Source organism: Microbispora sp. ATCC PTA-5024, assembly GCF_000511135.2.
In the GTDB taxonomy this organism is placed as follows: Bacteria; Actinomycetota; Actinomycetes; order Streptosporangiales; family Streptosporangiaceae; genus Microbispora; species Microbispora corallina.
The window spans coordinates 523,838-542,210 of the sequence record NZ_KI866522.1; the positions used below are offsets into that span (position 1 = coordinate 523,838).

The following is an 18,373-nucleotide window of genomic DNA, read 5'->3' on the forward strand; positions in this document are numbered from 1 at the left end:
GAGGAGCGGGCCGGCGTTCAACTGCCGAGGGCGCGCTTTTGCGGATGGATCGTCTCGCCGCGGGCGAGCATGTCAACGAACTGGGTGATGCGGCGGGCTCGGGTCTCGGCGCGTTTGGCGTTCGCGATCCGATAGAGAACGGCGTAGCGGTTCTGGGAGGTGAGGATGTCGAACATGGCTTGTGCCTGGGGTTTCGCGGCCAACGCGGCGGCCAGGTCGGCCGGTACCTCGATGCCGGCTTGTCCCGCGTAGGCCGTGTCCCAGCGGCCGTCGGCCTTTGCGCGTTCGACCTCGGTCATTCCGGCCGGATGCATCCGGCCCTCGCTGATCAGATGGGTGACGATGGAGACGTTCCGCGCCGACCAGATACTTTGCCTTCCGCGAGGGGTGAAGCGCCGGCAGAAGGTGGTCTCATCCCGCCGTCGTAGCCGGCCGTCGATCCAGCCGTGGCACAGGGCTTCGTCGAGCGCCTGGTCATAGGTCAGGCTGGTGGGCCCGGTCGTGTTCTGCTTGGCGAGGACCAGCCACACCCCTGCAGAGCTGTCGTGGTGCGTGCTGAGCCACTCCCGCCAGGCTCGGGAATCGGTAACGGTCAGTTCCGGTAGTTCGTCGCTCATCGTCATGTGTCCCTTAGGTTGTCGGTGGTCACCCGAAGGTGGGGGCCCGGGACGGGGGCCTGCCGGAAGTGGCGCTGGATCGGTCAGTGATGGAGCCGGCCGGCCACGTCCTTCACCGCGTCGCCAGCGGGCCCCCTGGACGGATGACGCCCGCCCGTCTTCACCAGGTCTTGCCGGCCGGCTCCCGGATCGTGTGGTTGATCCGGTTGAAGAAGTTGGTGAGTGCGATGTTCAGGATGATCGCGGACATCTGCTTCTCGTCGAAGTGGTCGGCAGCAGCGTCCCAGATCTCGTCGGTCACGCCTGGCGCGCCGTCCTGGATCCGGGTGGCGGCCTCGGTCAGCGCGAGCGCTGCCCGCTCCTCCTCGGTGAAGAACGGGGCCTCGCGCCAGGCGACCACGTTGTGCAGCCGCTCCTCGGTCTCTCCGTGCTTCTTCGCCGTCTGAACGCCGGCGAACACACATGGGCTGCAGCCGTTGATCTGGCTGGCCCGCAGGTGGACCAGTTCGAGCACGAGCGGGTCGACGCCACCGGCGTGAATCGCCTTCTGGAGATGCTGGATCGCTGTGATCAGGTCGGGATTCGCCACGTTCTTCATGCGTGCTTCCATGGGTCCTGCTCCTCGTCGGTTACGTGCGTCCATCCGGCATCTGACGCACCTTGGCGGAGGTCATCGTGGCCGTAATTGACTTTTCGGCCGAGGCGTTCTCGGTCATGCCGGCGACATTACGGTATGACCCGGTCAGAAACGGTCCTGGTTATCGAGCAGACTGTTGGCCGTGGTCAACACCTCGGCGCGGCTGCTGCGGCTGCTGTCTTTGCTGTCGACGCGGCGTTCCTGGACGTGCGCTGATCTTTCTGCCCAGCTGGAGATCACCGAACGGACGGTTCGCCGGGACATCGCCCGGCTCCGTGAACTCGGCTACGGCATCGAATCGGAGATGGGCCCGTGGGGCGGCTACCACCTCGGGCCAGGAACCAGCATCCCGCCACTGATCCTTGACGAGGAGGAGGCCCTCGCGGTCGCTGTCGGGCTGCGCACGGCCGCCTTCAGCGGAGTCTCCGGCAGCGACCAGGCAGCCCTGTCGGCGCTGCTGAAACTACGCCAGGTGCTGCCGGCCAGGATCGCCGACCGGCTCGGCGAACTGGACGCCGCGTTCACCCACACCGCACGACCCGACGACAGCCAGATCTCCCCCGCGCTGCTGCTCGACCTGGCCACCGCGTGCCGGCGAGGCGAACGGACCCAGTTGACCTACCGCGACGAGGCCGGAACGACGTCCACCCGACGAGTGGACCCCTACCGGCTCATCTACACAGGCCGCCGCTGGTACCTCCTCGCCTACGACCTGACGCGGCAGGACTGGCGCACCTTCCGGGCCGATCGCATCATCGACGCCACAGCCACCGGGCAGGCCACCGCCCTGCCCGACCCGCCAGATCCAGCACAGTTGGTCGGCACGGGCATCGCGCGGAGGCCCTACCCGGTGCGGGTGACCATTCGACTGGCCGTACCGGCCGATGAGGCCCGCAGGCTGGTGCCGCCAACGGTCGGCGTCCACCACCGGGACGGCGATGACGCCACGATCATCGACATCGGCGGGCCAGACGCCGACGGCCTGGCCCGCTACCTGCTCAGCCTCGGCCGGCCACTCCAGATACTGCACCCGGAGGAGGTCCGCCAGGCATTCCTCACCCGCACACGACAACTCCTCGAGGACAACCAGTAACCCGCCGATCGCCGCGACATCCGTTGGTCTCTCGCACAGGATCACAGGGACCCCTAAGATGCGGCGATGGGATGGGAGGCGCTCGGGCGGTGGGGTGAGGACGTCACTCGCGTCGAACCGCTCACCGGTGGAGTGGCCAACGACGTGTGGAGTGTGCGCGTCGACGGGCGCCTCGCGGTCGGTCGTCTCGGTGGCAGGAGCGACGCCGATCTCGCGTGGGAGACCGAGCTCCTCCACTACCTCGACCGTGAAGGCCTGGCCGTGCCGGTGCCGATTCCGACGACGGACGGCCGGCTGTTCGCCGACGGTCTGGTGGTGATGACCTACGTGGAGGGCGGGGCGCCCGAGACAGAGGCCGACTGGCGTCGTGTGGCCGGCACGCTCCGCCGGCTGCATCAGTTGACGCGGGGCTGGCCGCAGCGCCCGGGCTGGCGATCGTCGATCGACCTCCTGCACGCCGAGACCGGGACGAGGATCGACCTGCGCGCGATGCCCCCTGAGGGTGTCGCTCGATGCCGGGCAGCGTGGGCGCGGCTCGCCGGACGCCAGACATGCGTTGTCCATGGCGACTCCAACAACCTCGGCAATGTGGGAGGCCGCCGTCTGCTGGGACGACGAGTTCGCAGTCAAGCGGCTCGCCGAAGTCCGAGCGGTCTGAGAACGTCATGGTGAGTGGTGTCATCCGCAGTCGGTCCAGCGCCGGCCCGGCTGATGATTGATCTTCTCGAACACTCATCACCTGAGAAGTGCCAAGCGCGTGTTCAAGCGCGGGCCGATCACACGGCCTCGGCTGGGAATCCAACCCAGGTGAAATCCAGACGGCGGTGTTACCCTCGATACGGAGCGCCGGGAAGCCTGGTCGGCAATGTCGTATCGGTCATACGGCTCGCGTCTGGAGGCGCTCATGCCAGGCATGACGACATCGACCAGACAGGTGGTCCAGACCGTCTGGGCATTCCTGCCGCTGGCGTCCACCGGCTATCTTGCGCCCCTGGTGTTCATGTACGCGGCGATTCGCATCCGTTCGATCTCGCTTTATCTCGCGACGGGCTTGTACACCGCCGTCGCGGTTATCGAGTTCGTCACCGCCAGCGCCCCGGTCGGCACCTATCAGCACACCGTCTGGGTCCTCTGCCTGATCGTCGCCGCGATCGTGGCCGCGGGCCACGCCGCCGCCATACGCGAGCAGGTCTTCGATTTCCCGGAGACGGGCGACGACCGGTGGAAGAAGGGCAACAAGAATGCCGTGAAACTGGCCCGGCGCCACCGTCAGATGCGCACCCGGGCGCGTGCGATCGCCGACCGGGATCCGGACCTGGCGCGAGAACTGGGCATCGGCCGGCCCGACCTGATCAGAAGCTACGACGATGGCGGACTGATCGACATCAATCACGCTCCCGCGGAGGCCATCTCGCGCATCCCCGGACTGCCTGCTGAACACCTGAAGCGGATCATGGATGTCCGGGACATGGTCGGCGCATTCAGTTCCGCCGAAGACCTGGCGATCACCGCCGATCTGCCGGCGGAACTGACCGCCCTGCTCAAGGAGTACACGACCTATCTGCCCCGGTGACCATCGGCCCTTCTCAGACACTCACTCAGAGATGAGGCCGGGCCGGCCGGGTCGAATGCAATTTCTCCCGTCCTCCGTTCCCGGTGATTTCTCGATCATTGCGCGGCCCGGCGGATAACCGCCGTAGTCGTGAATAGCGGCGGGCCGGCAAAAGCCGATACCAACTCGGCTGGTGCCCTGACAGAGGCCGGGCCCGGTTCTATTCTTGACGGCGCATCTGACGGAGTTCTCGCTGACTGCGGGAGAAGACGTGTCCGAGATCACGTGTACGCCGCGAACGGAGAAAGCCCGAAGCGAGAACTCCCGGGTGGAGGGACTGCGCGACCCGGATGTGGAGACCTTCGTCGAGGCGGCGCGGGGACGGATCCAGGCCGACGCCGAGACGATCGGGACCGACCTGCGTTCTCTGGAGATCCAGGTGCGCCTCCACCTGCCCCGGCTGAGCAGGCAGGCCCTGGTCGGCTGGTCGCCCGACAAGGTGTACGAGGAGGTCCGGCTGCAGGCGGTCGTCCGGGCGGCCGAGGTGCGCCAGTGGGCGCAGGAGGCGGCGTACCAGGCCCACGCGTCCGTGCTCCTCAACGTGGAGAAGGTGCGCCGCGACCTGAGCCTGTCGTTCACCGACGGCTACCGCACCGGCCTGCGCTTCGCCGAGGTCAGGCCCAGCGCCGGCCACGTCGTGCAGTCGCGCCTGCACTACCTGCGCAGTGAGCGGGCGGACACCGTCCTCCAGTTCGGGCTCTTCCTCCCCGGCGCCACCATGCCGCTCACCTATGTGGCGTTCTCACGCTGCGACCGGCAGTACGTGCTGGACGCCCTTACGGGGCACGGGCTGAAAGCCGGGCCGCGCGAGACAATGGTCCTCACGAGAATGCACGGCATCGCCGGCATTCCGGCGAATCTCATGAGCCTGACGGTCAGCCGCGCCGTCCGGGAGATCAGGACGAGAACCGCCGCCGAGTACGTCGTCACCGCGTACAACCCCATGCTCGGTTTCGACGGCGCCGCTTTCCTCGCGTCAGGATTCACTCCCATCGCTCTGTCACCCGTCGCCTACCGCTATGACGGGAAGGGCCTTTTCCAGACGCGCCGGATATCGGGAGACTCGATCCCGCAGTCGCTCGACACGCCCGACAACGTCCTCATGGTTCTCGGCGTGACCGGCGCGGCGAAGCGGCGTGCGGCGGCCCTCGGAGGGCTGATCACGGTGCCCCGCCGCGACCACTCGGGCGGCGACCACATCGCGTCGCCGGCGACGGACCTCGCCTCGCCGGAGTGGCGGACCCGGCTGCTCGGCTACCGCAGGACGCTGGAGACGGGATGGTCGGACGCCACGGCGCATCCCCGGTACCAGGCCGCCCCCGGCTCCGCCGGCGAGTCCCGGGGGCAGTGCGGCGTCACCTCCGTCTGGCTCGCCCGCAAGCTCCGGTCCGACCTGCTGGCCGAGCCCGTCTACTGCCAGGGACGGCTGCGGGTCGACGGCGACCACGCGGAGGGCGTGAGCCATCACTGCTGGGTGGAGGTGGGCCGCGACCACGACCCGCGGCGGCTCGTCCTCGACCTGACCGGAGACCAGTCCGCCGGGGCCGCGGAGCCGATCATCGTCGGGGAGCACGGCGACCTGGCCGCCCGGGGGATTCGCTACGAGCCCACCATGAGGCTGGGCCTCGACGAGTTGCCGAGGGACCGCGTGTGGCCGCGGTTCCTCGCGCTCGAGGACCGATTGGACGCCGTGCGATGACGCTCTCCGTGCCGCACCGTGACGACGCCGCGGACACGCCCGGCGTCCGCCCCACCGTCCTGCTGCTGTCGTCCAACGTGCGGCGACGGTACGCCGAGGACATCCTGTCGACGCTGGCGCTGCCTCGGGGGGCGGCCATCCAGTTCCGGTACGAGGCCGACTACGTGGCCGGCGGCCTGCTGCAGGCGGTCGCGAACGGCTCGGCTGTGGGCCGGCGCTGCCTCGTGGCCTTCATGGCCGACGTCGAGACGCCGCAGGAGACGCCGTTCGTCGTCCCCGTCCGCTTCGCCGCGGTGGTCGCCGCCGACTGCGTCGCCGACATGGTCGTGTTCCGGCTGCGGGCGGGCGACTTCGCGAACCTGGAGGAGTTCCCGCTGGCCCAGACGGAGATCAGGGCCAGGGGCCGGTGGTTCGTCGACAAGCTGACCGAGGCCCACAACGGGCGCTTCTACCCGGCGACGGCCCGCTTCCCCGACCTGCACGTGCACGAGCGGCAGGGCGACGAGGCGTACCTGTGGCTGGAGGTGGCCAGGCGGCTCGCCCGGCATCCCACCTTCAGATCCTCGTACTTCGTCCGCACGGAGGAGCCGCTCCTCAACGACAGGTTCAGGGCTCCGCTGGACGCGGCGGGGCGGCTGCGTCTCAGCGACGGCGACTCGGTCAAGCTGCGGGTCGGCTTCTACTCCGACAGCTACTCCGACACCGTCAGACGGCTCGCCTGCGCGACCGCCGGCACGTTCCTCACCGTCTCCTCGGACGCCTCCTACGAGGTGGCGCACCGCTACGACACCGTGGAGTTCTGGCTGCGGCCCGAGATCCTCGGCTTCGACGCGCTCACCCGGGTGACGATCACACTGGCGGCGGACGGACGGGAGGATCAGGAGCGGCCGGGCGACTCACTGACCACGAGCGCGGGGTTCCCCGTCGTCGTCCGCCGGTCGCGGCCGCGGCTGCTCCTGCGGGTGTCGGCCAGCTCGGCGGGGGCCTTCCTCGTCGCCCTGCCCGCCGTGCTCGGGCCGTCCTTCCCGCTGCACTGGCGGGTGCTGTGCGCCGTCACCGGCGCGGCCCTGCTCGCCGTCGCGACGATCGTCATATCCCACCCGAAGTGAGGCTCCGTCGGAGAAGAGATGGGGGCGCCGCGCGAACTCCCGGCACAGCTCGTCGAACAACGGGAGCAGGGCCGGGCAGCTCCTCCGTATCTTCCACCGGGCCACGACCTCCGTGCGCCGGTAGTCGGCCCAGGTGGGCCGGACCGGGTGATGGTCCGCCAGCAACACGTTGACGTGCGGGAGCAGCTTGTCGAGCGCGTAGACGAACCTGCTCTCCTGGTCCTCCTGGGCCTTGTAGCCGTACAGGTCCTCGATGACCCAGGGAAACGTCTCACCGAAGTCACGGGCGATGATCTCCCGTGCCTCCTCCTCCCGTACGGCCTTCTTCTCCCGTTCCGCGGCGTCCGCGTAGACGGACACGTCTCCCGCGTGGACCTCGGGCAGGTCGTGCACCAGCGCGTACCGCGCGACCCTGCCGAGGTCGAGGCCCTCGTCGACGAGCGGGGCGAGGCAGACGGCCACCAGGCCCAGGGCGAAGGAGTGCTCCGCGTCGTTCTCGTGGCGGGTGACGTTCTGCGGCACCGCCGAGGACCGTTCGATCCCGTACGGCGGGAAGACCAGCTCGCGCATCACCGCCAGCAGCGTCCGCGCATCCGGCCCGGCGCCGCCGCCCGGGACCGCCGGCGACGTGACGCCGGCGTCGTCAGATGTGTCCCTCGCCATCGGGCCGCCCTCGCATCGTCCGCCCACCGGCCCCGGGGCACCACTCGGGCCGCCGTCGGCGTCCCGATCCTCGCTGTGCGCCCGGACTTCTGCTCAGGGTAGCGGACGCCCGCGGAACGGCCCGGCGTTCGACGAGCACGGGTCCGACCGGGATGCGGGAGGGCGCACGGTGACTGGGCGGGCGGACGCGGTCAGCCGTAGAACGCGGCCAGAATCGGCGCGAGAGCCGCCGGGCGCTGCAACACCGCGTGGTCCTCTCCGGGCATCACCGTCAGCTCGGCGCCCGGCACGGTCGCCGCGACGGCCTCCGTCCCCGCGGCCAGGTTCGGCGCGGTCTGGTCGCCGTAGATCGCCAGCACCGGCACGCCGATCCCGGCGATCCGGTCGAACGGCATCACCTGCCAGGGCGTGCTGAGCAGCACGTCGTAGGGCAGGCTTGGCGCCTTGTTGGCGAGGAACGACCACGCCTCGCCGGCCTTCATCCCGGCGATCGCCTCGGCCGGGACGCCGACCGCCTCGCCGAGGAACAGCTCCACCGCGCCGTCGCGGTCGCCGGCGGCGACCACCGCCGCGAGCCGGTCGTAGAGGTCGGCCGGCGGGCCGGGCTGCTGCTCGTCCGCACGGTACGGCGGCTCGTACACGGCGACCCGGTCGACCGGCAGGCCGCGCATGGCCCCCTCCAGCACCAGGATGGCCCCCGACGAGTGACCGAACAGCGAGGCCCGGCCGCCGACGTGCTCGATGACGGCCGCCAGGTCGTCGACCTCGTTGGCGACCGAATAGTCGTCGGCCTTGTCGTCGCTGGCCCCCCGGCCGCGCCGGTCGTAGGTCACCACGGTGAAACCGGAGGCGAGCTCGGCGCCGAGCCCGGCCACGGTCGAGCGGTCGTTGAACGCGCCTCCCACGAGGATCACGGGCGCGCCCTGCCCGGCCGTGTCGACGGCGAGGGTCGTGCCGTCTCTGGACGTGATGGTCGCGGTCATGTCTGTCAGCCTTTCCGCCGTACCCGAGAGCCACAGCCACGGTACGGGAGACGTCCGACGGTTTCCCGGAAACGGCGTGGCGCCCCCGTGCCCGTCCTCGGCGCGCACCTTGGCGCGGGGGTCGGCCGGCGGGCGCGGCGGGCGCCTCCGGCCGGCACGCGTCCGCGCGTCACCCGGCCTCGGCCGTGCCGTCCCGTCCCTCGCGTGCCCGGCGCGCCTCCGCGAGGTTCACCTCCTGGGGCGGCTTGTCCCATCGCAGCCCGCGCCAGGACGGGTGGCGCAGCCGGCCGTCGTCCGTCCACTCGGCGTACTGCACCTCCCCCACGAGCCGCGGCTCGACCCACCGGGCGCCCCGGGCGTGCTCCCGCGGCACGACGTCGGCGAACGGGGCCGCGGGCCGCTCCAGCGGTGCCAGCCGCTCCAGCAGATCCCGCAGCGCGGCCTCCGTGAAGCCGGTGCCGACGTGCCCCACGTACATCAGGCGTCCGGCCTCGTCGTGCACGCCCATCAGCAGCGAGCCGACCATGCCGGAGCGCCGGCCCGCGCCGGGCTTCCATCCGCCGATCACGACCTCCTGCGTCGCGACGTTCTTCACCTTCGTCCAGTCCGGCGACCGCCGGCCCGGCCGGTACGGCGAGTCCAGCCGCTTGGCGACGATCCCCTCCAGACCGAGCCGCCGGGACGACTCCAGCGCCGTCCGCCCGGCGTGGGCGAACCACACCGGCACCTGCCAGCGGGGCCCCGGCGTCAAGATCCCCTCCAGCAGGCCGCGCCGTTCGACGTACGGCATGGCGATCGCCGGGGCGGCGCCGACGTGGAGCACGTCGAACGCCAGGAACGTCACCGGCACCGACGCGACCAGTTGCGCGATCCTGGCGGGCTGCCGCTGGTGCATGCGGGGCTGCAACGCGCCGAACGACGGCCGCCCGGCCTCGTCGAACGCGACGATCTCCCCGTCCAGTACGACGTCGCGGCCGCCCGTGGCGCCGGCCATGGCGTACAGCTCGGGGTAGGCCGTCGTGATGTCGTGGCCGTTGCGGGAGACCAGGCGCAGGGCGCGGTTCTCCACGTACGCGAGGGCGCGCACGCCGTCCCACTTCATCTCGTGGCTCCAGGCGGCGTCGTCGTCCGGAAGCGTCCCCAGTTGCGCCATCATCGGCCGGTACGGCGGGAGGTGCACCACGAAGGGTGCGGTACCCGCCGCGGAGATCCCTAGCGGCTGCCTGGAACTCCATCCGAGAGGAAGGAGCGGTGGGTGTCCGTGCGGAACCGGCCGGTGTCCGCGCGGAATCGGCGAGTGTCCGGGAGGAATCGGCGGGTACCGCTCATCACGCGGGCGGTCCCGGGCCGAGACCGCCCGCCGCGGGAGATCCGTCAGGCGAGGGGGCGGCGGTGCTGAGGATCCACTTCACCAGCGACGACCTGGCGCGCACGACCATCGCTCCGGGCCCCGACCCGATGTGGGAGACGCTGCTGAGCCTCTACCGGCTGCGCCACCCGGGCGGGGCCGTGTTCTTCGGCGAGTGGAGGAGACGGGCCCGCACCCGCCTGCCGTCCTCGGCGCGCCTCCTGGCCGACCTGGCTCCGCCGAAGGGGTATTCCGCCGACTTCATGACGCCCGGCCGCCTCGTCGCCTCGGTGGAGGAGGGCGTGGAGGCGGTGCGCGGCACTTCCCGGGCGAGACTGGGCGACGACATGGCCGAACTCGTCCGCCGCCACCCCCGCCGTCCCGTGCGGGCATGGATGCGTCGCCTCGCGGACGGCGACAGCGCCCAGGTCGGCCGGGTGGCGGACGCGCTGCGCGACTACCACGCCGCCTGCCTCTCGCCGTACTGGGAGCACGTCCGGGCGCAGGTCGAGCACGACCGGATCCGCAGGTCGCGCACGCTCGCCGCGTACGGCTGGGAGCGCGTTCTGGCCACACTGCATCCCTCGGCGCGCTGGAGCTACCCGGTGCTCGAACTGGACTTCCCCGCCGAGCACGACATCCACCTCGACGGCCGCGGCCTGCTCCTGCAGCCGGCCTTCTTCTGCTGGGGAGCGCCCACCACCCTGCTCGACACCACCCTCCCGCCCCGGCTGGTCTACCCGATCGAGCACGAGCCCGGCTGGACGGAGGACGGGGCGGAGCGCCGGCGGGGCCGCGCCCTGCCCGCCCTGCTCGGCGTCACCCGCGCCCAGGTCCTCGAGGCGGTGGCCGAGGGCGAGTGCACCACCAGCGAACTGGCCCGGCGGCTGCGCGTCCCTCCGGCGACCGCCAGCAGGCACGCGGCCGTCCTGCGCGAGGCCGGGCTCATCACCACACGGCGGCACCGCCAGTCGGTGATCCACGCGGTCGCCCCGCTCGGCGTCGGCCTGCTGGAGGGCGGCCGCTGAGTCGTGTCACCGGCGACGGACGTGGGAGTCGATCTTCGGCGGCACCGGTCCGGGCCGGTGCGGATGACGGCCCGCTGCGGCCGTGGGCGTCATCCGTGCCGGGCTGGGGCCATCGGGGCGAAGCCGAGGCCGGCGAGCGCGGCCGCGCCGCGCACGGCATGGTCGCCACCGGCCAGCACCATGGTCCGGGCGGACTGGTAGCGGCAGCCCGCGGCGTCGAACGCGTCCGCCGTGGCGAGCAGCGCCTCCTGGTCGCCGTCGAGCAGGGCTTCGGCCCGCTGCACGATGGCGTCGGCGACCGGGTTGCCGGCCACAGTGGTGCGGGCCTCGGCCACCCGGTCGCGGGCGTCGGGGCTCCCGGCGAGCACGGCGGCCTCGGTGCGGAGCGCGACATACCAGTGGTGCCAGATCCAGGTGACCCACTTCCACACCTGCCTGGCGTCCGGGGCCGTCCGCTCCAGCGCCTCCGCCGCCTGCCCGCGGTGCAGCAGGAGCATCGCGTCGAAGACCGCCCCATAGCCGTACGTGTGCTCGGGTGGGGTGTGGAGCTCGTCCAGGACCTCCTGCCACTCGCGCCGGGCGTCCCGGTCGTCGCGGAGGCCGTGGATCATCGCGACGGCGGCCACCGCCGGGCGGAAGAGCGCCCGGGCGGGGCTGCCTGCCCGCCGCCACGCGTCGAGGAACCGGACGCTAGCGGCGAGCGCCTCGTCGACGTCGCCCGCCAGCGCGTCGACCATCAGCAATCGGCAGGTGGCGCGGTGGCCGACCTCCGCCAGCGACGGATGGCCGGCCAGCCGGCGTGCCCATCGGAGAGCGCCGGGCACGTCCCCCGCGCCGAGGGCGGCCTCGGTGGCCATGCCGAGCGCGTCGATCAACTCGTGGGTGCCGGCCGGGGAGCTCGGGAGGGATGTCAGGAGCGTGATGCGGCGCCGTGCCGTGGCCGCGGTGGCGAACGTGTCGCCGGCCCAGCTCTGGGCTCCGGTGAGCGCGTCGAGCGCGGCCGACTCGGCGAGCGGGTCGCCGGTCGGGCGGGCGAGCTCGACCGCGCGCTCGGCGCGCGCGATCGTCTCGGGTACGGCGTTGCCGGGCGGCCCCTGGGCGGCGCCGAACGCGTCGGTGAGCACCGCGGCCTCGGCCAGTGCCACCGCGGCCCGCGCGGCCGGATCGTCGCCGGCCGTCTCTCGCGCCTCGCCGACCAGCGCGAGCGCCTCCTCGGGAGGCGGAAGCCGTACGAACGTGGTCGAGAACCGGAACGCGATGGTGGCGGCGGTCGCCAGGTCCGTGGCGGCTCCGGCCGTGTCGCCGGACCCGCGGGCGGCGTCGGCGGCGGCCAGGCGGAGGCGGTACATGTCATCGCCGATCGTCCGGCAGCCGGCCACGGCCGCGGCCTGCCGAAGCATCGACGCGGCGACGGAGGGGCCGGCCGCGAGCCCGGCCGCCTGCTCGAAGCGCCGCTGCGACTCGCCGGTCAGGTGACGGGTGAAGGTCAGCTCCGCCAGGTGCCGGGCGAGCGCGTACGCGTCCGCGCGCCGCTCCGGCCGCTCGGCCGCCCACGCCAGGGCCGCACGGAGGTCGTCGGCCACCAGGTCGAACCGGGCCCGCCAGTCCTCTCCCACCACGGTCAGGGCGGCGGCCTCGGCGAGGCACCAGCGAAGGTGCCGGGATCGGACGTCGTCCAGTTCGCCGGCCTCGGCGAGCCGCTCCGTCGCGTACTGGCGGATCGTCTCCAGCGCCCGGTATCGCGTACCGCCCGGGGACGCCGTGACCACCAGCAGGCTCTGCTCGGCGAGCCGGGCCAGGCCGTCGGCGACCACGCCCTCCTCGCCCCCGGTAACCTCGGCCGCCGCCGCAGTGGTGAACGGCGCCACGAACACCGACACCTGGCGAAGCAGCGCCCGGTCGGCCGGCTCCAGCAGGGCGTGACTCCAGTCCAGCGTCGTCCGGACCGAGCGGTGCCTCTCGTCGGCGCGGGAGCCGCCCGTGAGCATCCGCAGCGGGTGGGACAGGGCGGCGGTGATGCCGTCGACCCCGAGCGTGGGATACCGGGCGGCGGCGAGCTCGATCGCCAGCGCCATTCCGTCCAGCCGCTCACAGATCGCGGCGATCTGGTCGCGCAGCGGAGGATCCGGCGGCCCCCCGACCGCCGCCGCCCGCTCCATGAACAACGCGACCGCGTCCGACTCGCCGTCAGCGGGCAGCGACAGCGGCGGGACCGGATACACCCGTTCGAACGGGACTATCAGCCGGGCCCGGCTGGTCGCCAGCACCGTCACCCGAGGGCACGCCGCCAGGAGCCGTTCGAGAAACAGCGCCACCCCGCCGGCCACGTGCTCGCAGTTGTCCAGAACCAGGAGCGCGTGACGGTCGGCCAGCGCGGCGATCACGGACTCGGTCATGTCCCGGCCGAGCTGCTCACCGAGACCGAGCGCCCCGGCGACCGCGGGCGCGATCATGCCCGGGTCGGTGACCGGGACGAGGTCGGCGAACCACACCCCGTCGGCGTAATCGCCGGCGGCCTCCCCGGCCACCGCAAGCGCGAGCCGGGTCTTGCCCACTCCGCCGGGACCTGCCGCGGTCACCTGGCGGTGAGTCCCGATCATCTGGATCAGCTCGGTCCGCTCGCGCACCCGGCCGACGAACGAGGTCAGCCGGGCCGGCAGGACCGGTGCCAGACGCGACGGAGCGGCGGCGGCCGGCTCGGGCGCACGCCGGGCGAGCTCCCGCCGGTCCGGCACCTCCAGCTTGCGCAGGAGCGAGGAGACGTGACTTTCGACCGTACGCACCGAGATGCACAGCCGTGCCGCGATCTCGGCGTTGCTGAGGTGGGCCCCGACCAGTTCCAGCACCTCGGCTTCCCGAGGCGAGATCTCCACTCCTGTCACCATCGCCACCATTTTGTCGCATCTCCATCGTGGTTCCCCCCGCCATGGCCACCGTGCGCCATCCGTGCCGCCGATCCGTGGCCGGTTCCGTACTCACCACGGATGCGGACCCGCCAGGTGCAGGAGAAAGCTGTGACCACCCAGACAGCGGGTCGATGCGACCCACCACCTCAGGAGTGACCATGACCGACGCTTTTCGCCCGGCGATCAGGACCGTGCTGCACCCGGTGGCCGACCTGGCCAGGGCCAAGGCGGTGTACGCGGCCCTGCTCGGCATCCCGCCGCAGACCGACTCGCCCTACTACGTCGGCTTCGACGCCGAGGGCCAGCACATCGGACTCGTGCCGGACGGTGGACCGCAGGGCATGACCTCGCCGGTGGCCTACTGGCACGTACCGGACATCGAGGCGAAGCTGGCCGAGGTGGTCGCCGCCGGGGCCACCGTGAAGGAGGCCGCCCACGAGGTGGGCGCAGGCCGCCTGGTGGCCACCGTCGTCGACCACGACGGCAACGTCCTCGGGCTCCTGCAGGACCGCTGAGCTTCGTCTGGCAGGCTGCACCCCGTCCGAGGCACCCGGACGGGCCGAACATCAACAGTGCAAGGAGAAGTTCCGCCATGAGCACCACCGAAGACAGCAGGTACGAGGGATTCACGGCCGAGGAGCGGGCCGCGATGAAAGCGCACGCCGAAGAAGGGAAGAAGGCGGCGCGACGGGGCTCGCGCGCGGAGAAGGCGGCGGAGGCGGCGCGCGACGTCCTCGCGAAGATCGCCGAGATGCGGGACGCGGACCGGATCATGGCCGAGCGCGTCCATGCCGTCATCATGGCCGGCGCTCCGGACCTGGCACCCAGGCTCTGGTACGGGATGCCCGCCTACGCGCTGAACGACAAGATCGTCTGCCACTTCCAGCCCGCGGAGAAGTTCAAGACGCGCTACGCGACACTCGGCTTCAGCGACCAGGCGAAACTGGACGAGGACGCGATGTGGCCGGTCGCCTTCGCCCTGACCGAGATGACGCCCGAGGTGGAGGCGCGGATCAGTGCGCTGGTCAAGCAGGCGGCCGGCTGAGACGCGGCCGCCATCGGTTGCCCACGACCCCGGCGGTGAGCCGGACGCCGTTCATGGAGCGGGCGGCGGCGGCCGGCCGGCCGCTGGATCCCCCACTGCGCGACCAGGCCCCCTCGCCGGGCGGCGGCGGCCGGACGCCGAACCCGCTGCGCGACCGGCCCCATCGGCGGGTGGCCGCCTGACAGAGTGCGGAGATCTGTGGGGTCAGAGGCAGGGCAGGTCGAGCCGGCGCAGCCGGGCGGGGTCGGCGAGGATATCGATCTCCATGATCCTCCCCCGCGCGACGGCGAAGCCCATGACCGCCACCGGCCGGTCGCCGTCGGCCACGAGCACCCCGGCCGCTCCGTTCACCAGCGCTGGACGGGCCAGCTCCGCGCGCCACGCGAAGGCGAGTGCCTGCCCGGCCACGGCGGCCGCGCCGGAGACCACCCGCGACGCGCCGGGGGGTTCGGCGCCGACGTCGGCCCGCAGCGTCACATCGGGGTCGAGCAGGGCGAGCAGCGCCTCGAAGTCACCGTCGCGTGCCGCCGCGAGGAAGGCGTCGACGACCTCCCGCTGACGGGGGACGTCGGCGTCGGGAACGGTGGCGCCCTGGACCCGGCGTCGCGCCCGGCTGGCGAGCTGCCGGGCCGCGGCCGGGGAGCGGCCCACGATGGCGGCGATCTCGTCGAAGGGCAGGCTGAACATGTCGTGCAGCACGAAGGCGAGCCGTTCGGCCGGAGCCAGTGTGTCGAGCACGACGAGCAGCGCCAGGCTCACCGAGTCGGCCACCAGCGCCTGCCGCTCGGGGTCGGCTCCGTCCGGGGCCGTCACCACCGGGTCGGGCACGTACGCCGCCAGCGGCTCCTCGCGCCTCGCCCTCCGCGACTGCAGCATGTTCAGCGCCACCCGCGCCACGATCGTCGTGAACCACCCGCCCGGGTTGGCCACCTCGCCCGTGTCGGCGCGGCTCATGCGCAGCCAGGCCTCCTGCACCGCGTCCTCGGCCTCGCTGACCGAGCCGAGGATGCGGTAGGCGACCGTACGCAGATGAGGGCGGTGGACCTCGAACCGTGTAGCCAGCCAGTCGTCGTCCATCGGTCACAATCCCTCGTCGCGATCTGTCATATCACTGACAGAACGGACGCCGCCGATGTGACGCGATCCCCGGTCACCGACGGCACGACCGCACCGCCCGTGCGCGTGGCACCGGCCGTGCGCGCCGGACGGCGTCGGCGAGGCCGGTCTCCGCGGACGCCGGGCGGTGGCCGTCGGTACGTCGAGACGACGAGGAGTGGAACGATGTCCTGGACCCGGCAGACCTTGTCCACCTCCGGCGACGTCGCCGGGCCGGGGCGGCGAGGTGGCGTCGCCGACACGATGGCGGTCGCCGCCACGGCGGCCTTCGCGGGCGGCGCGCTGCTCAGCCAGACCGTGCTCGTCCCGGAATGGCGGGCGATGGACCCGGCCGCGTTCCTGGCTCGGTTCGCGGTGTCCGGGCCGGTCACAGGAGCGACGGTCTTCCCCTTCGAGCTCGCCTCCGTGGTGTCGCTGGGCATCGTCACGTACACCGCCGTGAGGCGCCACCGGCCCGGCAGGCTCCTCTGGGTGCTGGCGACGGCCGGCATGGCGGGGACGATCGCGCTCCTGCCGATCTACTTCGTCGGCGCGAACCTCGCCCTGCTCGACCCGTCCTTCCCGCCACAGGAGGTGCACGCCCAGCTGGCGACCTGGTACCGCTGGAACTGGGTGCGCACCGGGCTCGGCCTGGGCTCGGCCGTGCTGGCCTGCGTCGCGCTCGCCACCGGCCGCGCCGGGCACGCCTCGCCCGCCCCACGGTGACGGCCTGGGCCTCCTCTAGCCATGGAGAGCCGCGACCCCGATGAATCCCGCGGTCGCCGGTGCGACATGCGAAGAGTCAGCTCGCGGACCCCTTCGCGCGGTGGCTTCCTGGCCGCCCGGTGACGGTACACCTGCGGGGGGCTGGTGACGGCCGGCCCCTCACGCCCGCGCGGCAAGGTCGCGATCCACGATCACCGCGATCTTGCCCAGCGCTCCGCCGCCTTCCTTCAGCGACCGCAGTCCGATGTTGATCGCCTCGACGGTGCTGTCGATGGTCTGGCTGACGTGCGGGAGTACGAGCCCGTTGGTCGCCCACTCCATCGCCAGCTCCATCCCGCGCTGGAGGAAGCCCCGCGCCCGGCCGTCGAGCATGCCGGGTTCGGAAAAGTAGCGCAGCAGGTTGACGTTGACGTGCCTGGCGCCGCGCTCGGCCAGGATGGCGTCCACCGGGCTGTGCGTCTGGGCCAGGCGGGTCGTCCTGCCGGGGCCGACACCCAGCACGATCCAGCTGCCACCCCGCCGGACGGTCTTCGCGGTCTCGGCAAAGCTCTGCTCGCTGTAGGTGGCGTCGAAGACCAGGTCGACTCCCCGGCCGTGCGTCAGCTCCGCGATCTCGGCGGCGATGTCGTCACGCGTGTAGTCGAAGACGACGTGCGCGCCGCACTGCCGGGCCAGCGCGATCGACTCCGGCCTGCCACCACTGCTGATCACCGTCCCGGCGTCCAGGGCACGTGCCGCCATCTGCACGGCGAGATGGCCGACACCGCCCCCGCCGCCCGGTATGTAGGCCGTGGCGCCGGCCTGGACGGCCCCGTACAGACCCGCGAAAGCCGACAGGAAGCACATGGGAAGCGCCGCCGCGTCGCGGAAGCTCACGGACGGCGGCTTGCGGACGGTGAGGAACCGCGGTGCGACGGCGTAGGAGGCGCCGTCGCCACCCGTCGCGGCCCACCCCCCGTCGCCGTTCAGGCCGGCCATGGCGGCCACCTCGTCACCGACGGCCACGCCCTCCACGTCACGGCCCACGCCGGCCATCTCACCGGCGAGGTCGAAACCGAGCACGACGGGAGGCGTGCGTCCCATGAAGTTGAGGTCGGCCAGCTTGTACTCCAGCGGGTTCAGCGACGAGGCGGCGACGCGGATCAGCACCTCGCCGGCCGCCGGCCGCGGGACGGGAACGCGTACCGCCTCAAGGGGCAGCCCCGCGCGGTCCCTCGTGTAACCGACACCGACAAACGTCTGCCTCATGTCCGCCACCCCGTCTCTACCTCGTAGCGCCCGCCGGGACGAGGCGTTCCGGCACGGGCACACCGAGGTGGGCGAGGAGGGCGGCGACCTTCCGGTCGAGGTCGACGCCGACGGCCGCTATCTCCGGATCGCCGAAGGAGGCGAACTGGGCGCTCGGCTGGTCGAAGGAGAAGCGCGTCACCCCGCGCGCGTCCTCGTAGATCGTGGTGCGCAGCGGAGCGTAGAGCAGGACACCGGGATCGTGGTGGAACATCCGCTGAGCGATGGTCTGGTTGCCCATCAGGTACTGCACGCTGCGCTACCCGTCGCCGGAGCCCTGCCACGTCCTGGACAGGGTGGGTCCGGATGGCCGTCATGGCGATTCCCCCTTCACCAGCGCGGGGCGGCGTGGCAGCCCGCTCCACGGGAGGAGCACGGCGTCGCCGTACGGCAGAGCGCGGGTGCCGGCTCGTACTCCGGGACAGAACTCTCGACCGCCGTGATTTTCGAAAAAGCCCCTCTACCTGCGACGTTACGTGTATAACTTGTCAGATGCAAGCCAGGGTACGCGCCAGCATTGAAAGC

General features: G+C 72.0%; 18 protein-coding genes. 9 read left to right on the forward strand and 9 right to left on the reverse strand.

The window, feature by feature from the left end; genetic code table 11:
- Positions 1 to 17 precede the first annotated feature (17 nt).
- Both MPTA5024_RS02385 and MPTA5024_RS02390 read right to left on the reverse strand, forming a co-directional pair.
- Positions 18 to 617 carry a YdeI/OmpD-associated family protein gene (locus tag MPTA5024_RS02385; RefSeq protein ID WP_036322869.1) on the reverse strand — a complete coding sequence of 200 codons (600 nt, stop codon included), beginning with the start codon at positions 615 to 617 and terminating at the stop codon, positions 18 to 20.
- 160 nt (positions 618 to 777) lie between these two features.
- Positions 778 to 1,227, reverse strand: a complete 450-nt coding sequence (locus tag MPTA5024_RS02390) for a carboxymuconolactone decarboxylase family protein (protein WP_036319255.1) — start codon at positions 1,225 to 1,227, stop codon at positions 778 to 780.
- A gap of 169 nt (positions 1,228 to 1,396) precedes the next feature.
- Between MPTA5024_RS02390 and MPTA5024_RS02395 the strand changes: the two genes are divergently transcribed.
- The 4 genes from MPTA5024_RS02395 to MPTA5024_RS02410 all read left to right on the forward strand — a co-directional run bounded on the left by MPTA5024_RS02395 (position 1,397) and on the right by MPTA5024_RS02410 (position 5,658).
- Positions 1,397 to 2,347 (forward strand): helix-turn-helix transcriptional regulator, encoded by a 951-nt coding sequence (locus MPTA5024_RS02395; protein WP_036322871.1) that lies wholly within the window; start codon positions 1,397 to 1,399, stop codon positions 2,345 to 2,347.
- Between the two features lie 66 nt (positions 2,348 to 2,413).
- Positions 2,414 to 3,019: a phosphotransferase enzyme family protein gene (locus MPTA5024_RS02400; protein WP_198166916.1), complete on the forward strand. Its 606-nt coding sequence runs from the start codon at positions 2,414 to 2,416 to the stop codon at positions 3,017 to 3,019.
- 241 nt (positions 3,020 to 3,260) lie between these two features.
- Entirely contained in the window at positions 3,261 to 3,920 is a 660-nt protein-coding gene (locus MPTA5024_RS02405; protein WP_198166917.1) for a ComEA family DNA-binding protein, read from the forward strand.
- 250 nt (positions 3,921 to 4,170) lie between these two features.
- Positions 4,171 to 5,658, forward strand: a complete 1,488-nt coding sequence (locus MPTA5024_RS02410) for a hypothetical protein (protein ID WP_157099258.1) — start codon at positions 4,171 to 4,173, stop codon at positions 5,656 to 5,658.
- An 896-nt stretch (positions 5,659 to 6,554) separates the two neighbouring features.
- Here MPTA5024_RS02410 and MPTA5024_RS39205 read toward each other — a convergent pair.
- The 3 genes from MPTA5024_RS39205 to ligD all read right to left on the reverse strand — a co-directional run bounded on the left by MPTA5024_RS39205 (position 6,555) and on the right by ligD (position 9,596).
- Positions 6,555 to 7,430, reverse strand: coding sequence for an HD domain-containing protein (locus MPTA5024_RS39205; protein WP_084369384.1), 876 nt, complete (start codon positions 7,428 to 7,430; stop codon positions 6,555 to 6,557).
- 191 nt (positions 7,431 to 7,621) lie between these two features.
- A complete protein-coding gene (locus MPTA5024_RS02425) occupies positions 7,622 to 8,413 on the reverse strand; it encodes an alpha/beta fold hydrolase (RefSeq protein ID WP_036319266.1) in 792 nt (263 codons plus the stop codon).
- A gap of 169 nt (positions 8,414 to 8,582) precedes the next feature.
- The gene (gene ligD, locus MPTA5024_RS02430) at positions 8,583 to 9,596 is read right to left on the reverse strand and encodes a non-homologous end-joining DNA ligase (protein ID WP_157099259.1); all 1,014 of its coding nucleotides are present in this window, start codon (positions 9,594 to 9,596) and stop codon (positions 8,583 to 8,585) included.
- Positions 9,597 to 9,805: 209 nt separating this feature from the next.
- Between ligD and MPTA5024_RS02435 the strand changes: the two genes are divergently transcribed.
- A complete protein-coding gene (locus tag MPTA5024_RS02435; protein ID WP_036319268.1) occupies positions 9,806 to 10,789 on the forward strand; it encodes an ArsR/SmtB family transcription factor in 984 nt (327 codons plus the stop codon).
- Positions 10,790 to 10,878: 89 nt separating this feature from the next.
- Here MPTA5024_RS02435 and MPTA5024_RS02440 read toward each other — a convergent pair whose 3' ends face one another.
- The gene (locus tag MPTA5024_RS02440; RefSeq protein ID WP_036322879.1) at positions 10,879 to 13,674 is read right to left on the reverse strand and encodes an ATP-binding protein; all 2,796 of its coding nucleotides are present in this window, start codon (positions 13,672 to 13,674) and stop codon (positions 10,879 to 10,881) included.
- Positions 13,675 to 13,853: 179 nt separating this feature from the next.
- Here MPTA5024_RS02440 and MPTA5024_RS02445 point away from each other — a divergent pair, with 179 nt between their 5' ends.
- From MPTA5024_RS02445 to MPTA5024_RS40555, 3 genes are all read left to right on the forward strand, one after another.
- Positions 13,854 to 14,210, forward strand: coding sequence for a VOC family protein (locus tag MPTA5024_RS02445; protein WP_036319270.1), 357 nt, complete (start codon positions 13,854 to 13,856; stop codon positions 14,208 to 14,210).
- A 77-nt stretch (positions 14,211 to 14,287) separates the two neighbouring features.
- Positions 14,288 to 14,740: an iron chaperone gene (locus MPTA5024_RS02450; RefSeq protein ID WP_036319272.1), complete on the forward strand. Its 453-nt coding sequence runs from the start codon at positions 14,288 to 14,290 to the stop codon at positions 14,738 to 14,740.
- Positions 14,741 to 14,775: 35 nt separating this feature from the next.
- Positions 14,776 to 14,922 carry a hypothetical protein gene (locus MPTA5024_RS40555; protein ID WP_157099260.1) on the forward strand — a complete coding sequence of 49 codons (147 nt, stop codon included), beginning with the start codon at positions 14,776 to 14,778 and terminating at the stop codon, positions 14,920 to 14,922.
- Between the two features lie 22 nt (positions 14,923 to 14,944).
- Here MPTA5024_RS40555 and sigJ read toward each other — a convergent pair whose 3' ends face one another.
- Entirely contained in the window at positions 14,945 to 15,817 is an 873-nt protein-coding gene (gene sigJ, locus MPTA5024_RS02455; protein WP_036319274.1) for an RNA polymerase sigma factor SigJ, read from the reverse strand.
- Positions 15,818 to 16,021: 204 nt separating this feature from the next.
- Between sigJ and MPTA5024_RS02460 the strand changes: the two genes are divergently transcribed.
- A complete protein-coding gene (locus MPTA5024_RS02460; RefSeq protein WP_036319276.1) occupies positions 16,022 to 16,561 on the forward strand; it encodes a DUF1772 domain-containing protein in 540 nt (179 codons plus the stop codon).
- Positions 16,562 to 16,720: 159 nt separating this feature from the next.
- Here MPTA5024_RS02460 and MPTA5024_RS02465 read toward each other — a convergent pair whose 3' ends face one another.
- Entirely contained in the window at positions 16,721 to 17,809 is a 1,089-nt protein-coding gene (locus MPTA5024_RS02465; RefSeq protein ID WP_157099261.1) for a quinone oxidoreductase family protein, read from the reverse strand.
- 16 nt (positions 17,810 to 17,825) lie between these two features.
- The gene (locus MPTA5024_RS02470; RefSeq protein WP_198166918.1) at positions 17,826 to 18,101 is read right to left on the reverse strand and encodes a DUF302 domain-containing protein; all 276 of its coding nucleotides are present in this window, start codon (positions 18,099 to 18,101) and stop codon (positions 17,826 to 17,828) included.
- Between the last annotated feature and the right edge of the window lie 272 nt (positions 18,102 to 18,373).